This window comes from Pseudoalteromonas sp. H105 (genome assembly GCF_001469215.1).
In the GTDB taxonomy this organism is placed as follows: domain Bacteria; phylum Pseudomonadota; class Gammaproteobacteria; order Enterobacterales; family Alteromonadaceae; genus Pseudoalteromonas.
The window spans coordinates 102,090-119,083 of the sequence record NZ_LOFH01000003.1 but is presented as its reverse complement, the minus strand read 5'-3'; the positions used below and the strand labels follow the sequence as shown (position 1 = coordinate 119,083).

Here is a 16,994-nt window from a genome sequence, read left to right as displayed (position 1 = left end):
TTTACTGTGCTTGCATTGCAAAATCTATTTGTTCGTAACTGAACCCTCGATACATCAAATAGCGCGTACGCTTTGCTTTTTCTTTGTAATCGAAATCGTTCTGTGCATTTGAATACTTTTTTAAATACGCTTCCTGCGCGAGTTCAAACCAATCAACCTCCATTATTTCAATAATGGAGCTAAGCAGCGCTCTATCAATCCCTTTTGCCATCGCTTCGCTTTGTATGCGTTTTAAGCCATGCTTTTTAGCAATATGACGACGAATAAAGCCTTCAACATAACGTTGCTCATTAATAAAATTGTGCTCTTCACACCAATCTAATAAAGCCTCGATAAATTCAGGCGTCGCCTCTTTTTGCTGTAATTTCTTTGTTAATTCGCGCCGCGAATACTCTTGTCGTCCGAGTAACCACAATACATAATTTTTTAGCTTTTTCTTAAGCGCTTCATCCATTTGTGTGATTAAGCGTCAAAACGCCCGGTATCATTATGCTGCTCAGGCTCTGTCGGTTCACTTTGCGCTGGTGGTACCACAGGCATGAAAATAGCTTGGTATGATACAAAAAAGCTAATGTAGCAAATTGGCATTAAAACCAACAGCGGTATAAAGGTTAAAAACGCAGATATAACCATAAATACAGCGCAAATAGCACCATAAACACTTAACGCAGCGACATTATGGTAGAACACCATTAACGAACTTTTTAGTACTTCAAAAATACGTTTTTGCTGATTAAAGTAAACCAAGGGTACGGCATAGGCAAACGCAGTAAGGTAGAAAGAAATAGCGATTAAAAACAACGCCATATTGGCCATAGAAATACTGTCAATCACTTGCTGTAATGCAATATTAGGGTCAACATTCGGATCGCTCATAATAGCAACAGCTTCTGCAAATAGTCCATTCGCCAGCAAGGCCATTAATACACCTGCGGCCATTTGATAAAGTGCTAAACGAAGCAATCCTAAGCGGTTACCCTTCGCAGAAAATGGTTTGAGTATATCTGCTAACATAATTTTGCCGCCTTGCTGTTTAGTCAATACAGCTTGATAAAATCCTGCCGTTAAAAACGGCGTTGCCAATGCGGCAATGATTTGCAAAAAAGGCAGAAATAGCGATAACAACCCAACGATGCCGATAAATAAATGCATAAATATAAAAGTAAGCGGCTGGGTTTTAAAAATAAGCCAACCGGCTTTAAACCACTTAACACCTGCGTCGGCTTTAAATACTCGTAATTCGATTGACATACATGCTCTTAATTAAAAAACAAAACACGCCGAGTATAACTCGGCGCAGGAAGGGATTACAGAGGTGAAACCGCAAAACTACGGTTTTTTAATCTTCTTTATATCTAACATGTGCGCACCATGCTTTATTTTTGTTTCTAAATAAGACTTATTGCCTGCAACACCCGCTTTGATATGCGCATGTGTGCCAATCACAGCGTCAACCTCAATGCCCGCGTCTCTCAACGCATTTAGCTTTTTCGGATTGTTAGTCATTAATTTAACATGTGCTAACCCCATTGCTTCAAGCATTAATACCGCATCAGAGAAATCACGCAGATCATCTGCGAAACCCAGATGATTGTTTGCTTCATAGGTATTCATACCTTGTGACTGCAGCACATAAGCATCAATCTTGTTATACAAGCCAATGCCACGACCTTCTTGACGAAGATAAAGCAAAATACCACCCTGTTGGTGCATCATCTCAATGCACTCGTTAAGCTGTTCACCACAATCACAGCGTGATGAATGAAATACATCACCCGTTAAACATTCAGAGTGCATGCGAATAAGCGGCACTGTTTGATCGCTATCGGCATTATTAAAGACCAAAGCAACATGCTCTTGGCCATCATTTAAGCCGCTGAAAGAGATTATTTCTGCGGGGATATCACTGTTTTTTCCAACATTAAGCTGGACTCTAGCTCTTACTTGCGCCACGACAAATCCAAATATAAAAAAGTAAATGCGATACAATGAACGTGATACTATCACAAAGCCATACCTGCTGTATGTTCACCGCATGAAGTGAAGACTATATTGAGGCTATCACTTACAATTCAAGCATTATACCCAAGCCACCTCAAGATGCGAGTTTCAGTTGGAATTAAAAGCGATGTAGACAAGGCATTGATTGCAAGAAATAGTGGTTCTATTGTTAAAATCAATAACGCAGTATAAATCACTTTTAAACCAACCCATTGGGCGTTTCACAGGCACTTACTCTCATCGTTGTTACTTCTTAAAAGGGATTGCCATTGTTGCAAAGTAACGCCTTGATATTAAGCCCCTGTGAAACGCTGAATTCTGCATATTGAGGCGGTTTGGGTATATACCCAAGTTAAAAGCCACAGTTAACATTTAATATCATATACCCAAGCCACATCAAGCTGGGAGCATCGCTTTTAAACCCACTCTTTGGGCATTTTGCGGTGATTTGAGTATATACACATTCACAGTGCATCAATGACACGTGCGTCCCTATTTGATAGTATTCACTCATACAAAATAATAAGGATTATTATGAAGGTATCAACTTTGATGCTGTGCTTCGTCGTAGCGTATGGCAATCATGCATTGGCAGATGACACTTTACCCTCCGAGTTTAAAACCGCTTACCAAGCGTATTTATCGGCTCAGCAATCTGATCAAAGCGCATACCCGTTTGCTAAAAAGGCCTATGAATTAGGGAGTGCGCTCTACGGCCCAGCGTCTGACAACACAGCCAACCTTGCGACTAACTATGCAAACGAGTTAAAAAACAAAGACCAAAACTCTAAAACTGAACGTTATGATTTGTTCAAACGTGCGTATGACATTCTAGCCATCAACCACCCTGAAAATAGTTTAGCATTGGTTGATGCCCTAACAGGTATGGCTAACAGCGCATCATCAGCCAGCCATGCTATCGATTTGTATGACCAAGTTATCGCACTTGCAAAACACAATAACCAATTAAAATTAGCCGCAGACATACAGCTCGATGCAGCCAATGATTTAGCTTATAACTTTCACGGTAAAAAATATTTAACGGCACGCAAATATTTAGCCCAAGCTGATGAATATTACATGCAACATTTACCAGACAATGCAGTTGAGCGCATTAAAGCCGATTTTTTAGTTGCCGCATTTTCACAAGGAAAAAGACAATATAATAAAGCAATAGAACGCTTGAATCGCATTGTCGGGGTATTTGATAATGCGTTGAGTTTTGATCATCAAGCAGAGCTTAGTGCGCACTCTAAGCTCGTTCACCTTTATGAATTAAAAGGCCAACGAGATGAAGCCACTAAACATTGTATAGCGATTGCTAAAATGGTGCCTTGGAAAGAGGATCAAGAACAAACCCCACTCTACCGCGTGCCACCCGATTACCCATTAAATAAAGCAAAGCAGGGTCGAAGTGGCTACGTTCAAATGGTATTCGATGTAAGCAAGTCAGGCTTTGTTGAAAATATCAAAGTACTAAAATCAGAAGGAGGGACAGCTTTTGAGCGAGAAGCGATCAAGGCGATGGAGAAATGGCGTTACGCACCCAGGTTTGAAAATGGTCTTGCCGTTGTTGCTAGCTCTAAAGTTCAGCTTGATTTCAAAATTGGCCGCTAAGGGAGTCAAAAAATGAAAGATAGCTTGATAGGCTATCTTTCTAGAGAATCAAGTATTGCCTCACTTGCTGCCTCAATTAAATCAAGTACGTGCTCAAAACCATTCTCTCCCCCATAGTAAGGTTCAGGGATTTCATCAATACTTGTATTGCCGTAACTTAAAAACAAGGCTAGTTTATACTGTAAATGTGGTGGGCAAAGTGCTGCTAAATCAGCTAAGTTCGATTTGTCGGCTGCCAATATTAAATCAAAATAATCAAAATCGTGGCTATTAACTTGTCGTGACTGTATGCCTTTAAAGCTATAACCACGCTTTAGACCAGCCGCCTGTGAGCGCTTATCCGGGGGATTGCCTGCGTGGTAGCCAATGGTTCCGGCCGAGTCGACCTCCACAGCAGCTTGACGCTCCGCTACTTTTGCTTTTAAAACTGCTTCAGCCGTGGGTGAGCGGCAAATATTACCTAAACACACCACCAACACTTTTGTCATCGTTTATTCCTTGCTTTATTAGCCTTTTAAGTCAGTCAGTAACTCGTCAATTTCCGCTTTAAGCTCTTTATCTGCAATTTTATTCGCACTCACTTTAGCTTCTTCAAGTGCTTTAATTGCATGCGTTTGTTGGCCTAATTCAACATGCATAGTTGCTAATGAATAGCCTATTGATGACATGTAATCTTTCGCATTGATAGCTGATGCTTTTACCAGTGCCTTTTCGTATAGTGTAATTGCATCACTAAATTCGTCAGTAAAGTCAGCCAGCGTTTCCCACTGCACAGGGTGATCTTTATCTGTGTTATCGTTTTCAATACACAGTGCTTTAAGCTCATTGTAAAGCGCGTCAAATTTCTTTTGATCTTTTCTCTGTGCAGCATGAACGAGGTCACCAGCAAGATTTAGTACGCGTTTATACAGCTTTGTATTCATCATTTTAAAGGCCTTTTAATGTAGACTTTTATTGTAGAAGCAAATAATAACACAAACACCGCTTTTTATTTCCACCCTTGTAACCACACATCTTGATCTTTAAGCTGTCGCCATTCAATCAGCTGAGTACGCTTTGACATAACCGCTTCTATTTCACACTGAATAACCACGCCTTCTTCGTCAAATTCAATATCAGTAATCAAAAAGTGTTTTTCTTTGTTGATGGGGGATACCGCAGTCCATTTGCTGCGTAACAATTTCCGAGGATTAATTTGGTTCACATGAATGCCTTATCAGGTAGTTTTTTGTAATAATACGCGTGATAGCCTTTTCAAGTTTCATCTTATTATGACTTGGTTTGCTTTATCAGCCACACATTGACATATTCCATTCAATGAACTCAGCCCTATCAGGGCTGGACTTACAGCAAATACACTACGCTTTTTTTACAAACTTAGCGGTTACCATCATTTCACCAACGCCATCCACTTTACAGTCAAGCTCATGATCTTTTGTATCTTTAATCCAGCGGATAACGGCTTTAGTACCAATTTTAATAACTTGAGAGCTGCCTTTTATTTTCAAGTCTTTCACCACCGTCACTTTGTCACCCTCAGCTAACAATGTTCCATTGGCGTCTTTAACTTTAATAACATCATCATCGTCATTTTGAGTGGGATCCCACTCAAACGCACATTCAGGGCAAATCAATAAAGTTTGATCTTCATAAACATAATCAGACTGGCACTTGGGACAAGAAGGTAAAGGCATAATTAGCACACATAAATAAATTTTTGTTTATGGTAATAGCTCATCATGGTTTTGTCTATTGAGGTACCTATGCAGCATATAAATCGGCAATAATAATGAATAACCACTCTAAATTGTTAAGCACTGGATCAACTTAGCACGCTATGTGTAATAAGTACCTTTAGACAATGAAACTAGTGTGGCTTTTTAGAACCGCCACGAACCAGCTCTTTACCATTTTCATATACGTCTTGCGTTACCCAACGACCTATCAGTAATTGATGGGCATCATCAAGCACAGCAATAAATGGGCGGTTATTGCTATTATGAGTTGCTAGCGCTAAGCCTGACACATTCTTAAAGCCCAAACCTCCACTTTCTACTAAGCGGATAAATGCATCAAGCTCTTCAAGGGTGTCAATAACATCATTATCGTTAATCATTTTGTTTACTCTTTTAAAAACTAATAACCATAGAATACCAGTTATAAAATGGTTGATAAATAAGAGTAGTTCAATGGGCACATGCCAAACACAGTTTAAAATATCGCAATGCAACAGGGTATGCTTTTGTACTAATCATCGATATTTAACATTATCAAAGGGCGCGATAGCTTTTTCCTTCTTCAAGCCCACACTGGTGTGGTTGCGTATTGCTAAACGTAATGGGCACAGTTTGCCCACAAGGTAGTTGGTTATACTGCGGTGGTAAATTAGGGCCACATTGCTGAACATCAAAATGCAGATGATGACCGCCAGTCTGACCTGTATCGCCACTTTTAGCAATCAACTGCCCTGCGTTTACATGCTCACCTATTTCGACTAACACGCCATCGTGAGTAAGATGTATATATCGGGCTATGGAGCCATCATCGTGTTGTATAAAAACAAAGTTTTCATGCAGGTCTTTACCATTTCCATCATAAAACTGTTCGCGCAGTGCAACCACATGCCCAGTCCGTGCGGCTACAATTGGTGTGCCTATTGGCATAATGAAATCCAGTGCATATAAACCAACCCCCTGATTTGATTCACGGTAATGCCCTGTTGACACGACTACCTCATGCTCACTTCCCTGTTTATAAGGCAAAACGTAGCGCGAGTGCTCTTGCGAGCTGTAAACACTGCAATCAACTTCAGGCTGTGCAATTGCAGTAGCCGCACTTATTAAAAACAGCGTGGACATTAACGTATTTATTTTCATCTATTTTATCCAAATTAAAATAACTTAGACGAAGGAAATAATAAAAACGTTTAAAAGCTTAGTTTAATAACTAACCTGCATTCTGCGTTAAGGCACTAATCGATTTTATTTGCGCTCACCTTTTATCCATAGGATAGTAACGTTAGCCTACCAATACGCTGTAACTAAATAGGATAATCATGAGAAACGTTTTACTTGCCACAGGCTTAATCGCTTCATCGTTTACTGCCCATGCAGCAAACTTAACAACAGAAGAATTGCGAATTGAAAAAGCCGCGTCTGCTATGCCAAACGTCGTCACTGCATTTTCTGATGATATCGCCTCTTTTAATAAAGAGTGGCAAGGTGCTCGCAACTATCAGCAAGCTAGCGATTTAATTGACGATTACTCAAAACAACTTTGGCGAAAGGCAAAAACACGTATTAACCAAACTAATAGCTACGACGACCGAGAGTTGTATTGGGCGCGCTTACTTTCGAGCAAGATTATTCGAACTGAAAAACCGCTTTTTACGTTGAGCAATAGCGAACAATCAGCGCTCTTAACGATGCTTGAGAATGGCAGCCGAGGTCGTACTGATCTTGATTACAGTAAAAAAACCGATAAAAAAATTCTCATCACAGGTTTTGACCCATTCTTACTCGACAGAAACATTAACCAAAGTAATCCATCAGGGGTCGCCGCTTTATTGTTAGATGGCCAAGTAATTAATCATAATGGTGTAACAGCTGAAATTAACGCGGTCATGATACCGGTTAGGTATGAAGATTTTGATCAAGGCATTATTGAGTCATTACTCGCCCCTTACTACGCATTAAATAACGTAGATATGGTGGCAACAATAAGCATGGGTGGTAAAGACTTTGATCTTGAACGTTTCCCAGGAAAGCGTCGCAGTGTGACTGCGCCGGATAATGCTAATATTGTTTACGGTGGCACTGCGACAGCACCAAAAATATCCAGTTTGAATGACCGCCCTCTACCTGGTAATGAGTTTGTTCAGTTCAGCCTGCCTGTAAAGCAGATGCAAAAAGCAACAGGACCATTCACCATAAACGACAACCATAAAGTGGTGACACTTGAAAAAGCCTTTGAGCCTAAAACGTTAAAAGAGCTGGAAGGCGCAATTGCCGTCAAAGGCGGTGGCGGTGGCTACTTATCTAACGAGATTTCGTACCGCAGTATTCGCCTACGCGATGAACTTAATTCAGACATTCCAACTGGTCATATCCATACTCCACGCATTGCGCAGTTTGAACCAGAAACCGAAGCTAAAATAGTTAAACAAATTCAAGCGATGCTTGAACAGAGCTTATCTGCGTTATAAAGCATTCAGTGTCGCTATGTTCATGTACGATAGTGGCACTGTATTACCTCTACTCCCTTCACCTTTTTGTTGGCCTGATAGTGCGCAATAAATATTGAATTATATTCACCTATACTTGTTTTTAATTTATCCTCTATTAAACGTTAGACTGGCCATGAATTAATGAAACTAAAATATCCCCCATTACACCTGCTTAGTATTTTTGAAGCTGCTGCAAGGTTAGAAAGCTTTAAAGCAGCAAGCGAAGAGCTTTTTATAACCCCTTCGGCGGTTAGCCACCAAGTAAAGGCATTAGAGACTCATTTGAGGTTCGCTTTATTTCAACGTAAAAGCCGTGGTGTGGCCATTAATAATGCGGGGAGAATGTATTTAAAATATATCCAACAAGGACTGAGTCAATTTGAACAGGGCACAAAAGAACTCACACAACGTTTTTCATCCCCTACACTTAAAATCTCATGCTTTACAACCTTAGCAAGTAACATGCTCATTCCTCAACTTGGTGCATTTCAAGCTGCCCATCCAGATATTGAGATTAGAATCGAGATTGGCAACAAAGTATCTGATTTACAATATGAAGATATTGATTTAGCCATTAGATTAGGCGATGGAAACTGGCCTAAAACCATTGTTCACAAGCTGACTGACATTCAAATATCAGCCGTATGCTCGCCTAAATTTGCAAATGAACACAAACCACATTTACTAAAAGATATCAGCCACTTGCCGCTAATTGACTTTACGTACGTTGACGATGCTTGGCTAAAATGGGCAAGATCTATTGGTTTAAATTTAAAAGAAAGTAAACGTTCACTAAGCTTTAACGATTACGATTCAGCAGTGAATGCTGCAGCGCAAGGGCTGGGAATGGCGTTAGCAATGTTTCCCATTGAAAATACCCCTTTAAGTCGAGGCGTCATCGTTACACCTTTTAACGAATTCATGCCCTATTCTAAATCGCTCTATGCAGTATACCGTCCTGAAGATGCAGAGCGTCATGATATTAAGTGCTTCATTAATTGGTTAAAAAAGTCGGAGCTCATCGCTCATAAAGGTGAATAGAGTTCACCCTTATCGTGAATATTATCCTTTTGTCAGAGATTTCATATGTTTCTAAAATAAGTTCAATTAAAAACAAATGAAATGAAACGCTATGTTCACAAAGGCCATACAGCTCACTTTTCGCGTAATAGCAATTACCATTATCTTATCGCCAATAATCTTCAATGTGCTCACGCGCGGCAACGTAGTCACGTCTTTAATTTTTATCCCTCTCATCTCACTGGCTTTATTACTTACTTGTATGTATTTGGACAGTAAATTGGCACAATTATTAATAAATAAACTAAACAACTGATAAGCAAATCAGTTACCTACTTTAAAGGGGAATCCGTTAATTGTATTTTTTACGATCCTATCTACACTTTAGTTAAAAGAGTCTAAAGGGCATTTATATGAAAGGCATTGTTTTTACCGAGTTTCTCGAAATGGTTGAAAGTGAATTTTCTTATGAAGTGGCTGATAAAATAATAGAAGAAAATTCGCTGAGCTCAGATGGAGCCTACACCAGTGTTGGCAATTACGACAATAAAGAATTAATTATGCTTGTTACTTCGTTAAGTAAACACATTAATATCCCCGTTGACGAATTAATTCACGCCTATGGAAAGTACCTGCTAAATAGATTCTTTGTCCTCTTTCCGCAATTTTTTAATACCGTAACGAATACCTTTGATTTTCTTGATACGATTGACCGACACGTCCATATTGAAGTCAAAAAGCTATATGACGACACTGAGCTACCAAACTTTGAAACTATTCGTATAAGCCCTACAAAAATGCAGATGATATATCGTTCAGGTAATCCATTTGCCTGTTTAGCTGAAGGGTTAATCGAAGGCTCATGTGAGCATTTTAAGGAAAAAATAATTATTCAAAGCGATATAGAGCAAGATCATCAAACAGCCACCTTCACATTAACAAAAGTAGCTTAAAGTGGATGAAAAACTTTATAAAAGGCGTTTAGAGCGAGAACGCAAAGCACGTAAAGAAGCAGAATCACTGCTTGAGCAGAAATCATATGAGCTATATGAAGCAAATATGACGCTTAAAAGTGCTGCTGACAATTTAGAAAAAGAGGTTGCGATTCGTACTAAAGCACTCAAAATTGCCAAAGAAGACGCAGATACAGCTAACCGTGCAAAATCGATGTTTTTAGCTAACATGAGCCACGAGATACGCACACCAATGAATGCAATTATAGGGATGGCCTACCTCGCATTAGATACAGAACTGAACGACAAACAATATGATTATGTTGAGAAGATTCAACAGTCAGCCAGATCACTGTTGGGGATCATAAACGACATTCTAGACTTTTCAAAAGTCGAGGCAAGTAAACTCGAACTTGAAAACGAAGCGTTAGACGTCAACACTTTCTTAGCTAACCTTGCAAATTTAGCAAGCAGCCTAATAGAAAAAAACAATATTGAAGTCATCTTTGAGGTTGACGACACTATTCCTGATTTTATCATTGGTGATGCGTTGAGACTTAACCAGGTTTTACTAAACCTATTAAGCAATGCTATTAAGTTTTCTAATAAAAACAATGTAATACTTAGATTGTCAGTCCTATCACAAAGTAAAGAAACCATCGATATTAGCTTTAAAGTTATAGATAGCGGTATTGGAATGAGTAAAGAGCAAGCCGCGTGTTTATTTAAACCGTTTTCTCAAGCGGATGTGTCTACAACCAGAAGGTTTGGTGGGACAGGACTAGGCCTCGTTATTAGTAAAAAAATAGTTGAATTAATGGGTGGCGAAATACATGTTGATAGCCAAATAAATAAAGGCAGTTGTTTTAGCTTCAATATCTCACTGGGTGTGGCGACAAAACAAAAACCACTCCCTCCTCCTGTTTATAAAGATAAAAAAGCACTTATTATTGAGCAACTAGATATTCAAGAAACCATCCTTAAGGACATGCTAACTAAGTTGGATATCGCCACAGATACCATAAACCATAACGATAAAAAGCTATCTACATCAAGTAGCTTAAGTGAGTACGATTTTATTTTTATTGATTGGCATATACTCAATCAAGCACAAACTAATACGCTAGAATCATTGAAATCACAGCTTTCTTCTTGTATCAACAAGCTCATTATACTGACTTCATTCGAAAATAAAGAAGTAAAAAACTGCCTCGCTAGCTTTAATAAAAGCGCTAACGAGCTTTTATTAAAGCCCATTATTAAAGGCAATTTAAACAAAACACTTGAGCATGTATTGGGTATAACAAAAAGCAAAATTCATAGTGCTGATAACACCTGCTTAAAAGAGTTTGTAGGCGCTAAAATTCTGTTAGTAGAAGATAACCCTCTTAATCAACAGGTAGCCTCACAGATACTGCGTAAAAATGGCTTTATAGTAGAGATTGCATGTGATGGCCTAGAGGCACTCAAAGCTATTCAAACTGCTGATTACGATTGTATTTTAATGGATTGCCAAATGCCTAATATGGACGGTTACACTGCAGCAACTGAAATTAAAAAACAGCCTAAGTATGCGACTATCCCAATCATCGCGATGACCGCCAACACAATGGAAACCGATTTAACTAAAGCAAAGCAGTCAGGTATGCAAGGCTACATAGCCAAGCCAATCGAAGTAAAAAAAATGTTTGATGTAATTGCTGAGCAACTAGGAGGCAAAGAGTAAAGCCCGCTTTTTAAGCTTTTAATTTAAGGCCAAACTACAAAGTTTGACTAATTACATATTTACAGATTACGCTAACAAAGATGCACTATTTTCACTATAAACTAGCTAATTCGCTATTATTTTCATAGGATTAATACATAGGTAAAACTCACAAGCATAGAGCTATAAAATGATAAAAGCACAAATACCTGAAGATGAAATCTCGAGGCTAAAAGACTTGTATGAATATGACATATTAGACACGGAAGCTGAAAAAGTATTTGATGACTTAACACAACTTGCTGCTGATATTTGTGAAACGCCCATCTCACTCGTTAGCCTAGTCGATCCTACAAGACAGTGGTTCAAGTCAAAATACGGGATTGAAGTTGATGAAACTGAAAGAGATATTGCATTTTGTTCACACGCTATTTTGCAAAAACAAATTTTTGAGATCCAAAATACGCTTATCGATAAACGCTTTCATGACAATCCACTTGTTACAAATAACCCAAATATTCGATTTTATGCTGGTGCCCCCCTCATTACTCCTCGCGGTAATGCAATCGGCACATTATGTGTTATTAGCGATAGCCCAAAAAAATTAACCGAAAAACAAACAAATGCACTGACAATATTAGGTAAAGAGGTTATTACGCAACTAGAGTTGAAACTCCATAACAAAAAGTTAGTTACTGCACTCAAAAATGAACAAAGCCAAAACCAAACTCTTAAAGAGCTCAAAGAAGAAGCCGACGTAGCCAGTAACTTAAAGAGCAAGTTTTTGGCAAATATGACCCATGAACTCAGAACACCTCTTCATGGCATTTTAAACATGGCTGAATTTGGACTTGCAGAGACCGTCCAACTTGAAAAAGATAACACCCTTAAAAGTATTTTAAAATCTGCGCGATATCTGTCAAATATTGTAAATGACATCCTTGATTTTTCAAAAATTGAAGCTAATGAGCTAGAAATTGAACATGTCAATTTTAACCTAGGTGACACTTTAAATGATGTGATTAGGCCCCAATCAAAACATGCAGCAAACAAACACATTGCGCTCAATCTAATCATTGCTGATGACGTTGAATCAACACTCAAAGGTGATCCTGTTAGAGTATCGCAAATATTAAATAACCTTTGTGCAAATGCAATTAAATTTACGGATCAGGGTCATGTGGATGTCAAAATCAGTGTCATTAAGAGCTCATCAAGGACACAAACAATTTTATTTGAAGTAATCGATACTGGTGCAGGTATCGAAGAGAAAGTGCAGCAAGACCTATTTAAAGAGTTTCGCCAAGCAGATGCGTCTATTTCTAGGCAATATGGGGGAACAGGTCTGGGTTTAACTATCTGTGCTCGCTTAAGTGAATTAATGAATGGCAGTATAAATTTTACAAGTACCGAAGGAAAAGGGTCTACGTTTACTTATTTACAAACATTCGATATCTCGACGCCTGATGAAATTTCACAGCCAAAAATGGCTGCTACCAATTTGCAAGATTGTCATGTTTTGGTTGCTGAAGATAATAAAATCAATCAAATTGTCGTCAGTAAAATGCTTAAAGCACATAATGCTAATGTTGTATTCACCGACAACGGTAAAGAGTGTGTTGAATATTTCAAAACCAACCCTGTCGATTTGGTGTTTATGGATATCCAAATGCCTGTCATGGATGGCATACAAGCAACACAGGCTATAAGAGCGACTCAAGCTGGTCAAACGGTTCCTATCATCGCAATGACTGCCAACACAATGAAGCAAGATATAGAGCACTATTTAGATATTGGTATGGATGGCTACTTGACCAAACCCTTTGATAAAGTGAAACTAAACAGCTTATTGAATGTATATAATCCAAATAACCCTGATGTAAAACACTTAGCAATAAAAATAAGTGACCCTAATACCTCTCGTGACTGGAAACTAAAACAAATTTGCAAAGAATTGAAAGCCCTTATTCCGCATTCAAATCGAGTCAGCCTTTGGCTGTTTGACAAGGAGTACAGAGCGATAAATTGTTTGATTTGCCTTGATGAGAAGAATCAGGTGACGTCTGATATATCACTTACAGCAAATGACTTCCCTGAGTACTTTAACTACATTTTAAAAAATCAAATACTCGATGCATCAGATGCAAGGAACAACACGCTTACACAGCAATTTAACCAATCATACTTTGAGCCAAATAATATCTATTCATTACTTGATTACATCTATTTAATTGAAAATAAGCCATTGGGTGTTATTTGCTGCGAAAGTGTTGGCTCAAAGGTAACATGGCGATGTGAAGATAAAGAATCTTTGATAAAAATAGCCGATATCACCAGCCTTTTTTTATCTGAGCAAATAAATCGATCTTAAAAATTGCGCCATAGCATTCACTGTAGGCTATGGCTATGAAAAAATCGTCACACCTTAATTTGCCGCATTTTACGCTCTAGAAGCAAAACCTTATTAGTAAAGTGTGGTTGATGTATTTTAATCATTGATAACGCATTATTTTTTGCTGCCACTGACAGTCATTATCAAGCTTGGTTACTAAGTTTTGCAGATGTATAAATAGTGTAGTCTACTCTTTAGGCACTAATATTCGTCGATGGTATTCATCGTGTGGCTGGGCTGATAAGTGAAATACAGCCTCCTTAACAGAGTCAGACAGGTAATACTCGAACATAGTTCGCCCAATAATCGCCGCATCGATCCGCTGCTTAGTTAACATCGCCAACAAGGCTTCCTCGTCAACAGTGTCAATTCGATTCACCTGGCCCTCAGCTACTGCTTCGTTTATACCAGCATAATAAAAGCCTCGAACCCCTCCCACTATTTTTCCCTTTAACGAGTTGGGTGATTTATACTCAAAAGGAGCACTTTGTAAAGAAACAACCTCATCACGGTCTTCAAACACTTTACTCGTCCAAAGGTATTTTTGTTCTGATTTATCTTTAAACCACTTAGGGTTTACCCCCAATAAAATACCATTCATCTCGTTACGCTCTAACATAACTTCAATGCGTTTTCTTGGCACATACACTAAGCTAAACTCATACTCGTTACTTAAACGATTTAGATGATTAACTAAGTCAAAATACAAACCAGATTGACCGCCAATATCAATGATTAAAGGTGGCTGTAGGTGGTATGCATACACCGTAACTTTAAACTTACCTTGTTCAGCTAAAGCAATCGGACATATTATTAATACAAACAACAACCAATATTTTGCCATAAATCCCTACTGATGAATTGGTAATTAAAAATGAATCCTTTGTTAACTATAGCTTACAGCTCGCTGCTTGCCTTTAAATTGGCAAGAAGATTTTAATTCTCTGCCTGTTATATTCACATCAACGTAAAAATAAAAAGCCCTAAAAACATAGTTTTTAGGGCTTTTTTGACTAGTTTATAATTAAGCCTTTGATTGCTTGACCTAATAACAGTAAACAATCATTTTTAAACTAGTTTATTTCTGTCAGGCCAGGGTAAAACGTATCAATGGGTCTTTCCTCAGGCACAATTTGAGTCGACGTAGCCCCATCAGTAATAGTGTAAGCAAATACTTTATCTTCTCGAGCATTACCGTTTGATAGTACCCCAACGATAGCGCCTTCTGCATCCTCAGTTAAAAACCCGACAACACCTGTATTGTCAAATAAAGCGACAATAACAGAAAAAATAAAATAATCCGCATATCGCTTCCTTAAATAAACTGATGGTTTTTAAGTCTGTTATGAGCTTAGTTAATGAATTTAATTAAGTAAATTTAATGTTCCGAAAAGTTAAAAAATCAGACCGTTTTTTGGTTACACTAAGCCAAAAACCTTAATAATACTGAGTTTAATGTGACACCTATTACCTTTGAACAAACGTTTCTAAGCAAAAGACGTTCTCTGGTTGTTGGCGTCCTATAAGCTTGCGTATAATGAACTACCCTGACTGTATTTTTAGCCCAATAACTGGACTACCACCATGAAAAAACTATCGAAAGTACAATTGAAACAACAAGCCCTTGTACTTGATGTTGCTGATAAAATAGAAGCGAAAGGGCGTGCTGATATACCGGGTATGCTGCAATGCTGGTTTGATGTGGAATATCACTTATTCCCGGGTTCATTACTTATGTGCTTTCAGTTTGAAGATGAACAAGCGCTAGCTGCTGCCGAGCCTGACATTTTAAAGTGGCAAAAACGTCTCAGTGGCGCCATGTTGAAAAAAGGTGTGATCTTAAAAGATATGCGCAAGCATTTGGTATTTACCCTCAAAGGACCCGATGATTAAATCAGGCCTGATTGCCAGTATCTCAATACGATTGATGAACTACTGAGGAACTGTTCTGTCAGTCAATGCTAAATCAACAGACGGGTCCGTAATTCGAGCAAAAATACTCCCTAGTTTATTAAGCGGTAAACGATTAGTCAGCTTCTCGTATTGCCCTGCAATTAACTGTTGATTTTTTTGCTCTGCCACGACAAATGAAAACACATAATAGCCTTCAATTCCCATTCTTAAATCACTCATAATCACGCGCTCATCTTGCCTATAAACACCATAAAGCCCTTTGGTAAAACGCTTTAATAATTCAACCTGTTTTACATCATCAAACTGTGAAAGCAATGCATTTTCAGTGGGATAAAACTGCATATTAATTTGCTCTGGTGTATCAAACAAAGATGTATATATCTCATAATGCCCCTTTTGCGTTACTGCCACCGAGCGCCAAAGTAAAGTATTTAACGGGCTTGGAGTACTTTCGTACTGTTCAAACACAATATTCTGCGACACCAATGCTTGATGAACTCTATCGTCTATGAGCCATTTAGCGGCCACGCTCCAAGTTAAATACGCAGAACTCAGAACAAGTGCAGTGGTATTTACTTGCTTTGCATAGGGATTAACACGCAAGAAACACAATAAAATGAACGATAATAAAAGCGGTAATGTATACGCGGGATCAATGATAAATACACTGGATATGCCATAAGGGTGCGTCGACAACGGCCACAATAACTGAGTGCCATAAACAGTAAAACTATCCAATAATGAGTGAGTACTTAGGACTAAAAATAAAGCCACAGTCCAGCGCTTCATCGACACACATTTAGCCCAATTCATCCTTAGGAGTAACCATGCAAAAATAGGACTAACTAACCACTGTATTAAAAAGGAGTGACTAAAGCTGCGGTGATACACAAAGTTTTCGATATCGCCGCCAAAGTTAACCAGCACATCTAAGTCAGGTAACGTACCAAATGCAGCACCTATTAATAATGATTTACGCCCGAGCTTATTACCAAGGGCTGCATAAGCAACACCACTACCGAGCACGATTTGTGTCAGTGAATCCAATAAAACCTCCTTCGCCAAATAACCTAATACATTGCATATTTCATTGTACTGCATTCGATGCTTTAGCGATCTTTACATATTTTTTAAATATCACAAATGTAAACTTTGCGTAAACAAAAA

General features: G+C 38.5%; 18 protein-coding genes. 7 read left to right on the top strand and 11 right to left on the bottom strand.

The features are described 5' to 3' along the window. Position 1: 1 nt before the first annotated feature. The 3 genes from ATS75_RS06700 to ATS75_RS06690 form a co-directional block, all read right to left on the bottom strand. On the bottom strand, positions 2-454 hold the full coding sequence (locus ATS75_RS06700) for a regulatory protein RecX (RefSeq protein ID WP_058559680.1): 453 nt from the start codon (positions 452-454) through the stop codon (positions 2-4). A gap of 8 nt (positions 455-462) precedes the next feature. After that, positions 463-1,251, bottom strand: coding sequence for a BPSS1780 family membrane protein (locus tag ATS75_RS06695; protein ID WP_058559679.1), 789 nt, complete (start codon positions 1,249-1,251; stop codon positions 463-465). A gap of 78 nt (positions 1,252-1,329) precedes the next feature. Beyond that, positions 1,330-1,953 (bottom strand): GTP cyclohydrolase II, encoded by a 624-nt coding sequence (locus ATS75_RS06690; RefSeq protein ID WP_058559678.1) that lies wholly within the window; start codon positions 1,951-1,953, stop codon positions 1,330-1,332. A gap of 582 nt (positions 1,954-2,535) precedes the next feature. On the opposite strand from ATS75_RS06690, the gene ATS75_RS06685 reads away from it, so the two are divergent. Then, positions 2,536-3,618: an energy transducer TonB gene (locus ATS75_RS06685; RefSeq protein WP_058559677.1), complete on the top strand. Its 1,083-nt coding sequence runs from the start codon at positions 2,536-2,538 to the stop codon at positions 3,616-3,618. A gap of 32 nt (positions 3,619-3,650) precedes the next feature. On the opposite strand, the gene ATS75_RS06680 is transcribed toward ATS75_RS06685, so the two are convergent. The 6 genes from ATS75_RS06680 to ATS75_RS06655 form a co-directional block, all read right to left on the bottom strand. After that, positions 3,651-4,106: a low molecular weight protein-tyrosine-phosphatase gene (locus tag ATS75_RS06680; protein ID WP_058559676.1), complete on the bottom strand. Its 456-nt coding sequence runs from the start codon at positions 4,104-4,106 to the stop codon at positions 3,651-3,653. A gap of 18 nt (positions 4,107-4,124) precedes the next feature. Next, positions 4,125-4,544, bottom strand: coding sequence for a hypothetical protein (locus ATS75_RS06675; RefSeq protein ID WP_058559675.1), 420 nt, complete (start codon positions 4,542-4,544; stop codon positions 4,125-4,127). Positions 4,545-4,606: 62 nt separating this feature from the next. Then, positions 4,607-4,822 (bottom strand): TIGR02450 family Trp-rich protein, encoded by a 216-nt coding sequence (locus ATS75_RS06670; RefSeq protein ID WP_058559674.1) that lies wholly within the window; start codon positions 4,820-4,822, stop codon positions 4,607-4,609. A gap of 154 nt (positions 4,823-4,976) precedes the next feature. Next, positions 4,977-5,312 carry a zinc ribbon domain-containing protein YjdM gene (locus ATS75_RS06665; protein WP_058559673.1) on the bottom strand — a complete coding sequence of 112 codons (336 nt, stop codon included), beginning with the start codon at positions 5,310-5,312 and terminating at the stop codon, positions 4,977-4,979. A 173-nt stretch (positions 5,313-5,485) separates the two neighbouring features. Next, complete coding sequence (locus tag ATS75_RS06660) at positions 5,486-5,734, bottom strand: hypothetical protein (protein ID WP_058559672.1); 249 nt, start codon at positions 5,732-5,734, stop codon at positions 5,486-5,488. A gap of 154 nt (positions 5,735-5,888) precedes the next feature. Beyond that, entirely contained in the window at positions 5,889-6,494 is a 606-nt protein-coding gene (locus ATS75_RS06655) for a M23 family metallopeptidase (protein WP_235591147.1), read from the bottom strand. A 179-nt stretch (positions 6,495-6,673) separates the two neighbouring features. On the opposite strand from ATS75_RS06655, the gene ATS75_RS06650 reads away from it, so the two are divergent. The 5 genes from ATS75_RS06650 to ATS75_RS06630 all read left to right on the top strand — a co-directional run bounded on the left by ATS75_RS06650 (position 6,674) and on the right by ATS75_RS06630 (position 13,892). Next, on the top strand, positions 6,674-7,822 hold the full coding sequence (locus tag ATS75_RS06650) for a hypothetical protein (protein ID WP_058559671.1): 1,149 nt from the start codon (positions 6,674-6,676) through the stop codon (positions 7,820-7,822). 162 nt (positions 7,823-7,984) lie between these two features. Continuing rightward, positions 7,985-8,884 (top strand): LysR substrate-binding domain-containing protein, encoded by a 900-nt coding sequence (locus ATS75_RS06645; RefSeq protein ID WP_058559670.1) that lies wholly within the window; start codon positions 7,985-7,987, stop codon positions 8,882-8,884. A 392-nt stretch (positions 8,885-9,276) separates the two neighbouring features. Further along, complete coding sequence (locus ATS75_RS06640; protein ID WP_058559669.1) at positions 9,277-9,816, top strand: heme NO-binding domain-containing protein; 540 nt, start codon at positions 9,277-9,279, stop codon at positions 9,814-9,816. Between the two features lies 1 nt (position 9,817). After that, the gene (locus ATS75_RS06635; protein ID WP_058559668.1) at positions 9,818-11,542 is read left to right on the top strand and encodes a response regulator; all 1,725 of its coding nucleotides are present in this window, start codon (positions 9,818-9,820) and stop codon (positions 11,540-11,542) included. Positions 11,543-11,711: 169 nt separating this feature from the next. Further along, entirely contained in the window at positions 11,712-13,892 is a 2,181-nt protein-coding gene (locus tag ATS75_RS06630) for a response regulator (protein ID WP_058559667.1), read from the top strand. A gap of 208 nt (positions 13,893-14,100) precedes the next feature. On the opposite strand, the gene ATS75_RS06625 is transcribed toward ATS75_RS06630, so the two are convergent. Beyond that, positions 14,101-14,757 (bottom strand): substrate-binding periplasmic protein, encoded by a 657-nt coding sequence (locus tag ATS75_RS06625; RefSeq protein ID WP_058559666.1) that lies wholly within the window; start codon positions 14,755-14,757, stop codon positions 14,101-14,103. Positions 14,758-15,497: 740 nt separating this feature from the next. Here ATS75_RS06625 and ATS75_RS06620 point away from each other — a divergent pair. Next, the gene (locus ATS75_RS06620) at positions 15,498-15,806 is read left to right on the top strand and encodes a hypothetical protein (protein WP_058559665.1); all 309 of its coding nucleotides are present in this window, start codon (positions 15,498-15,500) and stop codon (positions 15,804-15,806) included. A 39-nt stretch (positions 15,807-15,845) separates the two neighbouring features. Here ATS75_RS06620 and ATS75_RS06615 read toward each other — a convergent pair whose 3' ends face one another. Next, on the bottom strand, positions 15,846-16,874 hold the full coding sequence (locus ATS75_RS06615) for a metal-dependent hydrolase (protein WP_058559664.1): 1,029 nt from the start codon (positions 16,872-16,874) through the stop codon (positions 15,846-15,848). Between the last annotated feature and the right edge of the window lie 120 nt (positions 16,875-16,994).

Excerpts from the sequence above, each read along its gene's own strand:
- ATS75_RS06675 (WP_058559675.1), bottom strand. The coding sequence starts at position 4,544 with ATGATGAATACAAAGCTGTATAAACGCGTACTAAATCTTGCTGGTGAC.
- ATS75_RS06645 (WP_058559670.1), top strand. The coding sequence starts at position 7,985 with ATGAAACTAAAATATCCCCCATTACACCTGCTTAGTATTTTTGAAGCT.
- ATS75_RS06640 (WP_058559669.1), top strand. The coding sequence starts at position 9,277 with ATGAAAGGCATTGTTTTTACCGAGTTTCTCGAAATGGTTGAAAGTGAA.
- ATS75_RS06660 (WP_058559672.1), bottom strand. The coding sequence starts at position 5,734 with ATGATTAACGATAATGATGTTATTGACACCCTTGAAGAGCTTGATGCA.
- ATS75_RS06695 (WP_058559679.1), bottom strand. The coding sequence starts at position 1,251 with ATGTCAATCGAATTACGAGTATTTAAAGCCGACGCAGGTGTTAAGTGG.
- ATS75_RS06680 (WP_058559676.1), bottom strand. The coding sequence starts at position 4,106 with ATGACAAAAGTGTTGGTGGTGTGTTTAGGTAATATTTGCCGCTCACCC.
- ATS75_RS06700 (WP_058559680.1), bottom strand. The coding sequence starts at position 454 with ATGGATGAAGCGCTTAAGAAAAAGCTAAAAAATTATGTATTGTGGTTA.
- ATS75_RS06655 (WP_235591147.1), bottom strand. The coding sequence starts at position 6,494 with ATGAAAATAAATACGTTAATGTCCACGCTGTTTTTAATAAGTGCGGCT.
- ATS75_RS06630 (WP_058559667.1), top strand. The coding sequence starts at position 11,712 with ATGATAAAAGCACAAATACCTGAAGATGAAATCTCGAGGCTAAAAGAC.
- ATS75_RS06665 (WP_058559673.1), bottom strand. The coding sequence starts at position 5,312 with ATGCCTTTACCTTCTTGTCCCAAGTGCCAGTCTGATTATGTTTATGAA.
- ATS75_RS06650 (WP_058559671.1), top strand. The coding sequence starts at position 6,674 with ATGAGAAACGTTTTACTTGCCACAGGCTTAATCGCTTCATCGTTTACT.
- ATS75_RS06685 (WP_058559677.1), top strand. The coding sequence starts at position 2,536 with ATGAAGGTATCAACTTTGATGCTGTGCTTCGTCGTAGCGTATGGCAAT.
- ATS75_RS06625 (WP_058559666.1), bottom strand. The coding sequence starts at position 14,757 with ATGGCAAAATATTGGTTGTTGTTTGTATTAATAATATGTCCGATTGCT.
- ATS75_RS06620 (WP_058559665.1), top strand. The coding sequence starts at position 15,498 with ATGAAAAAACTATCGAAAGTACAATTGAAACAACAAGCCCTTGTACTT.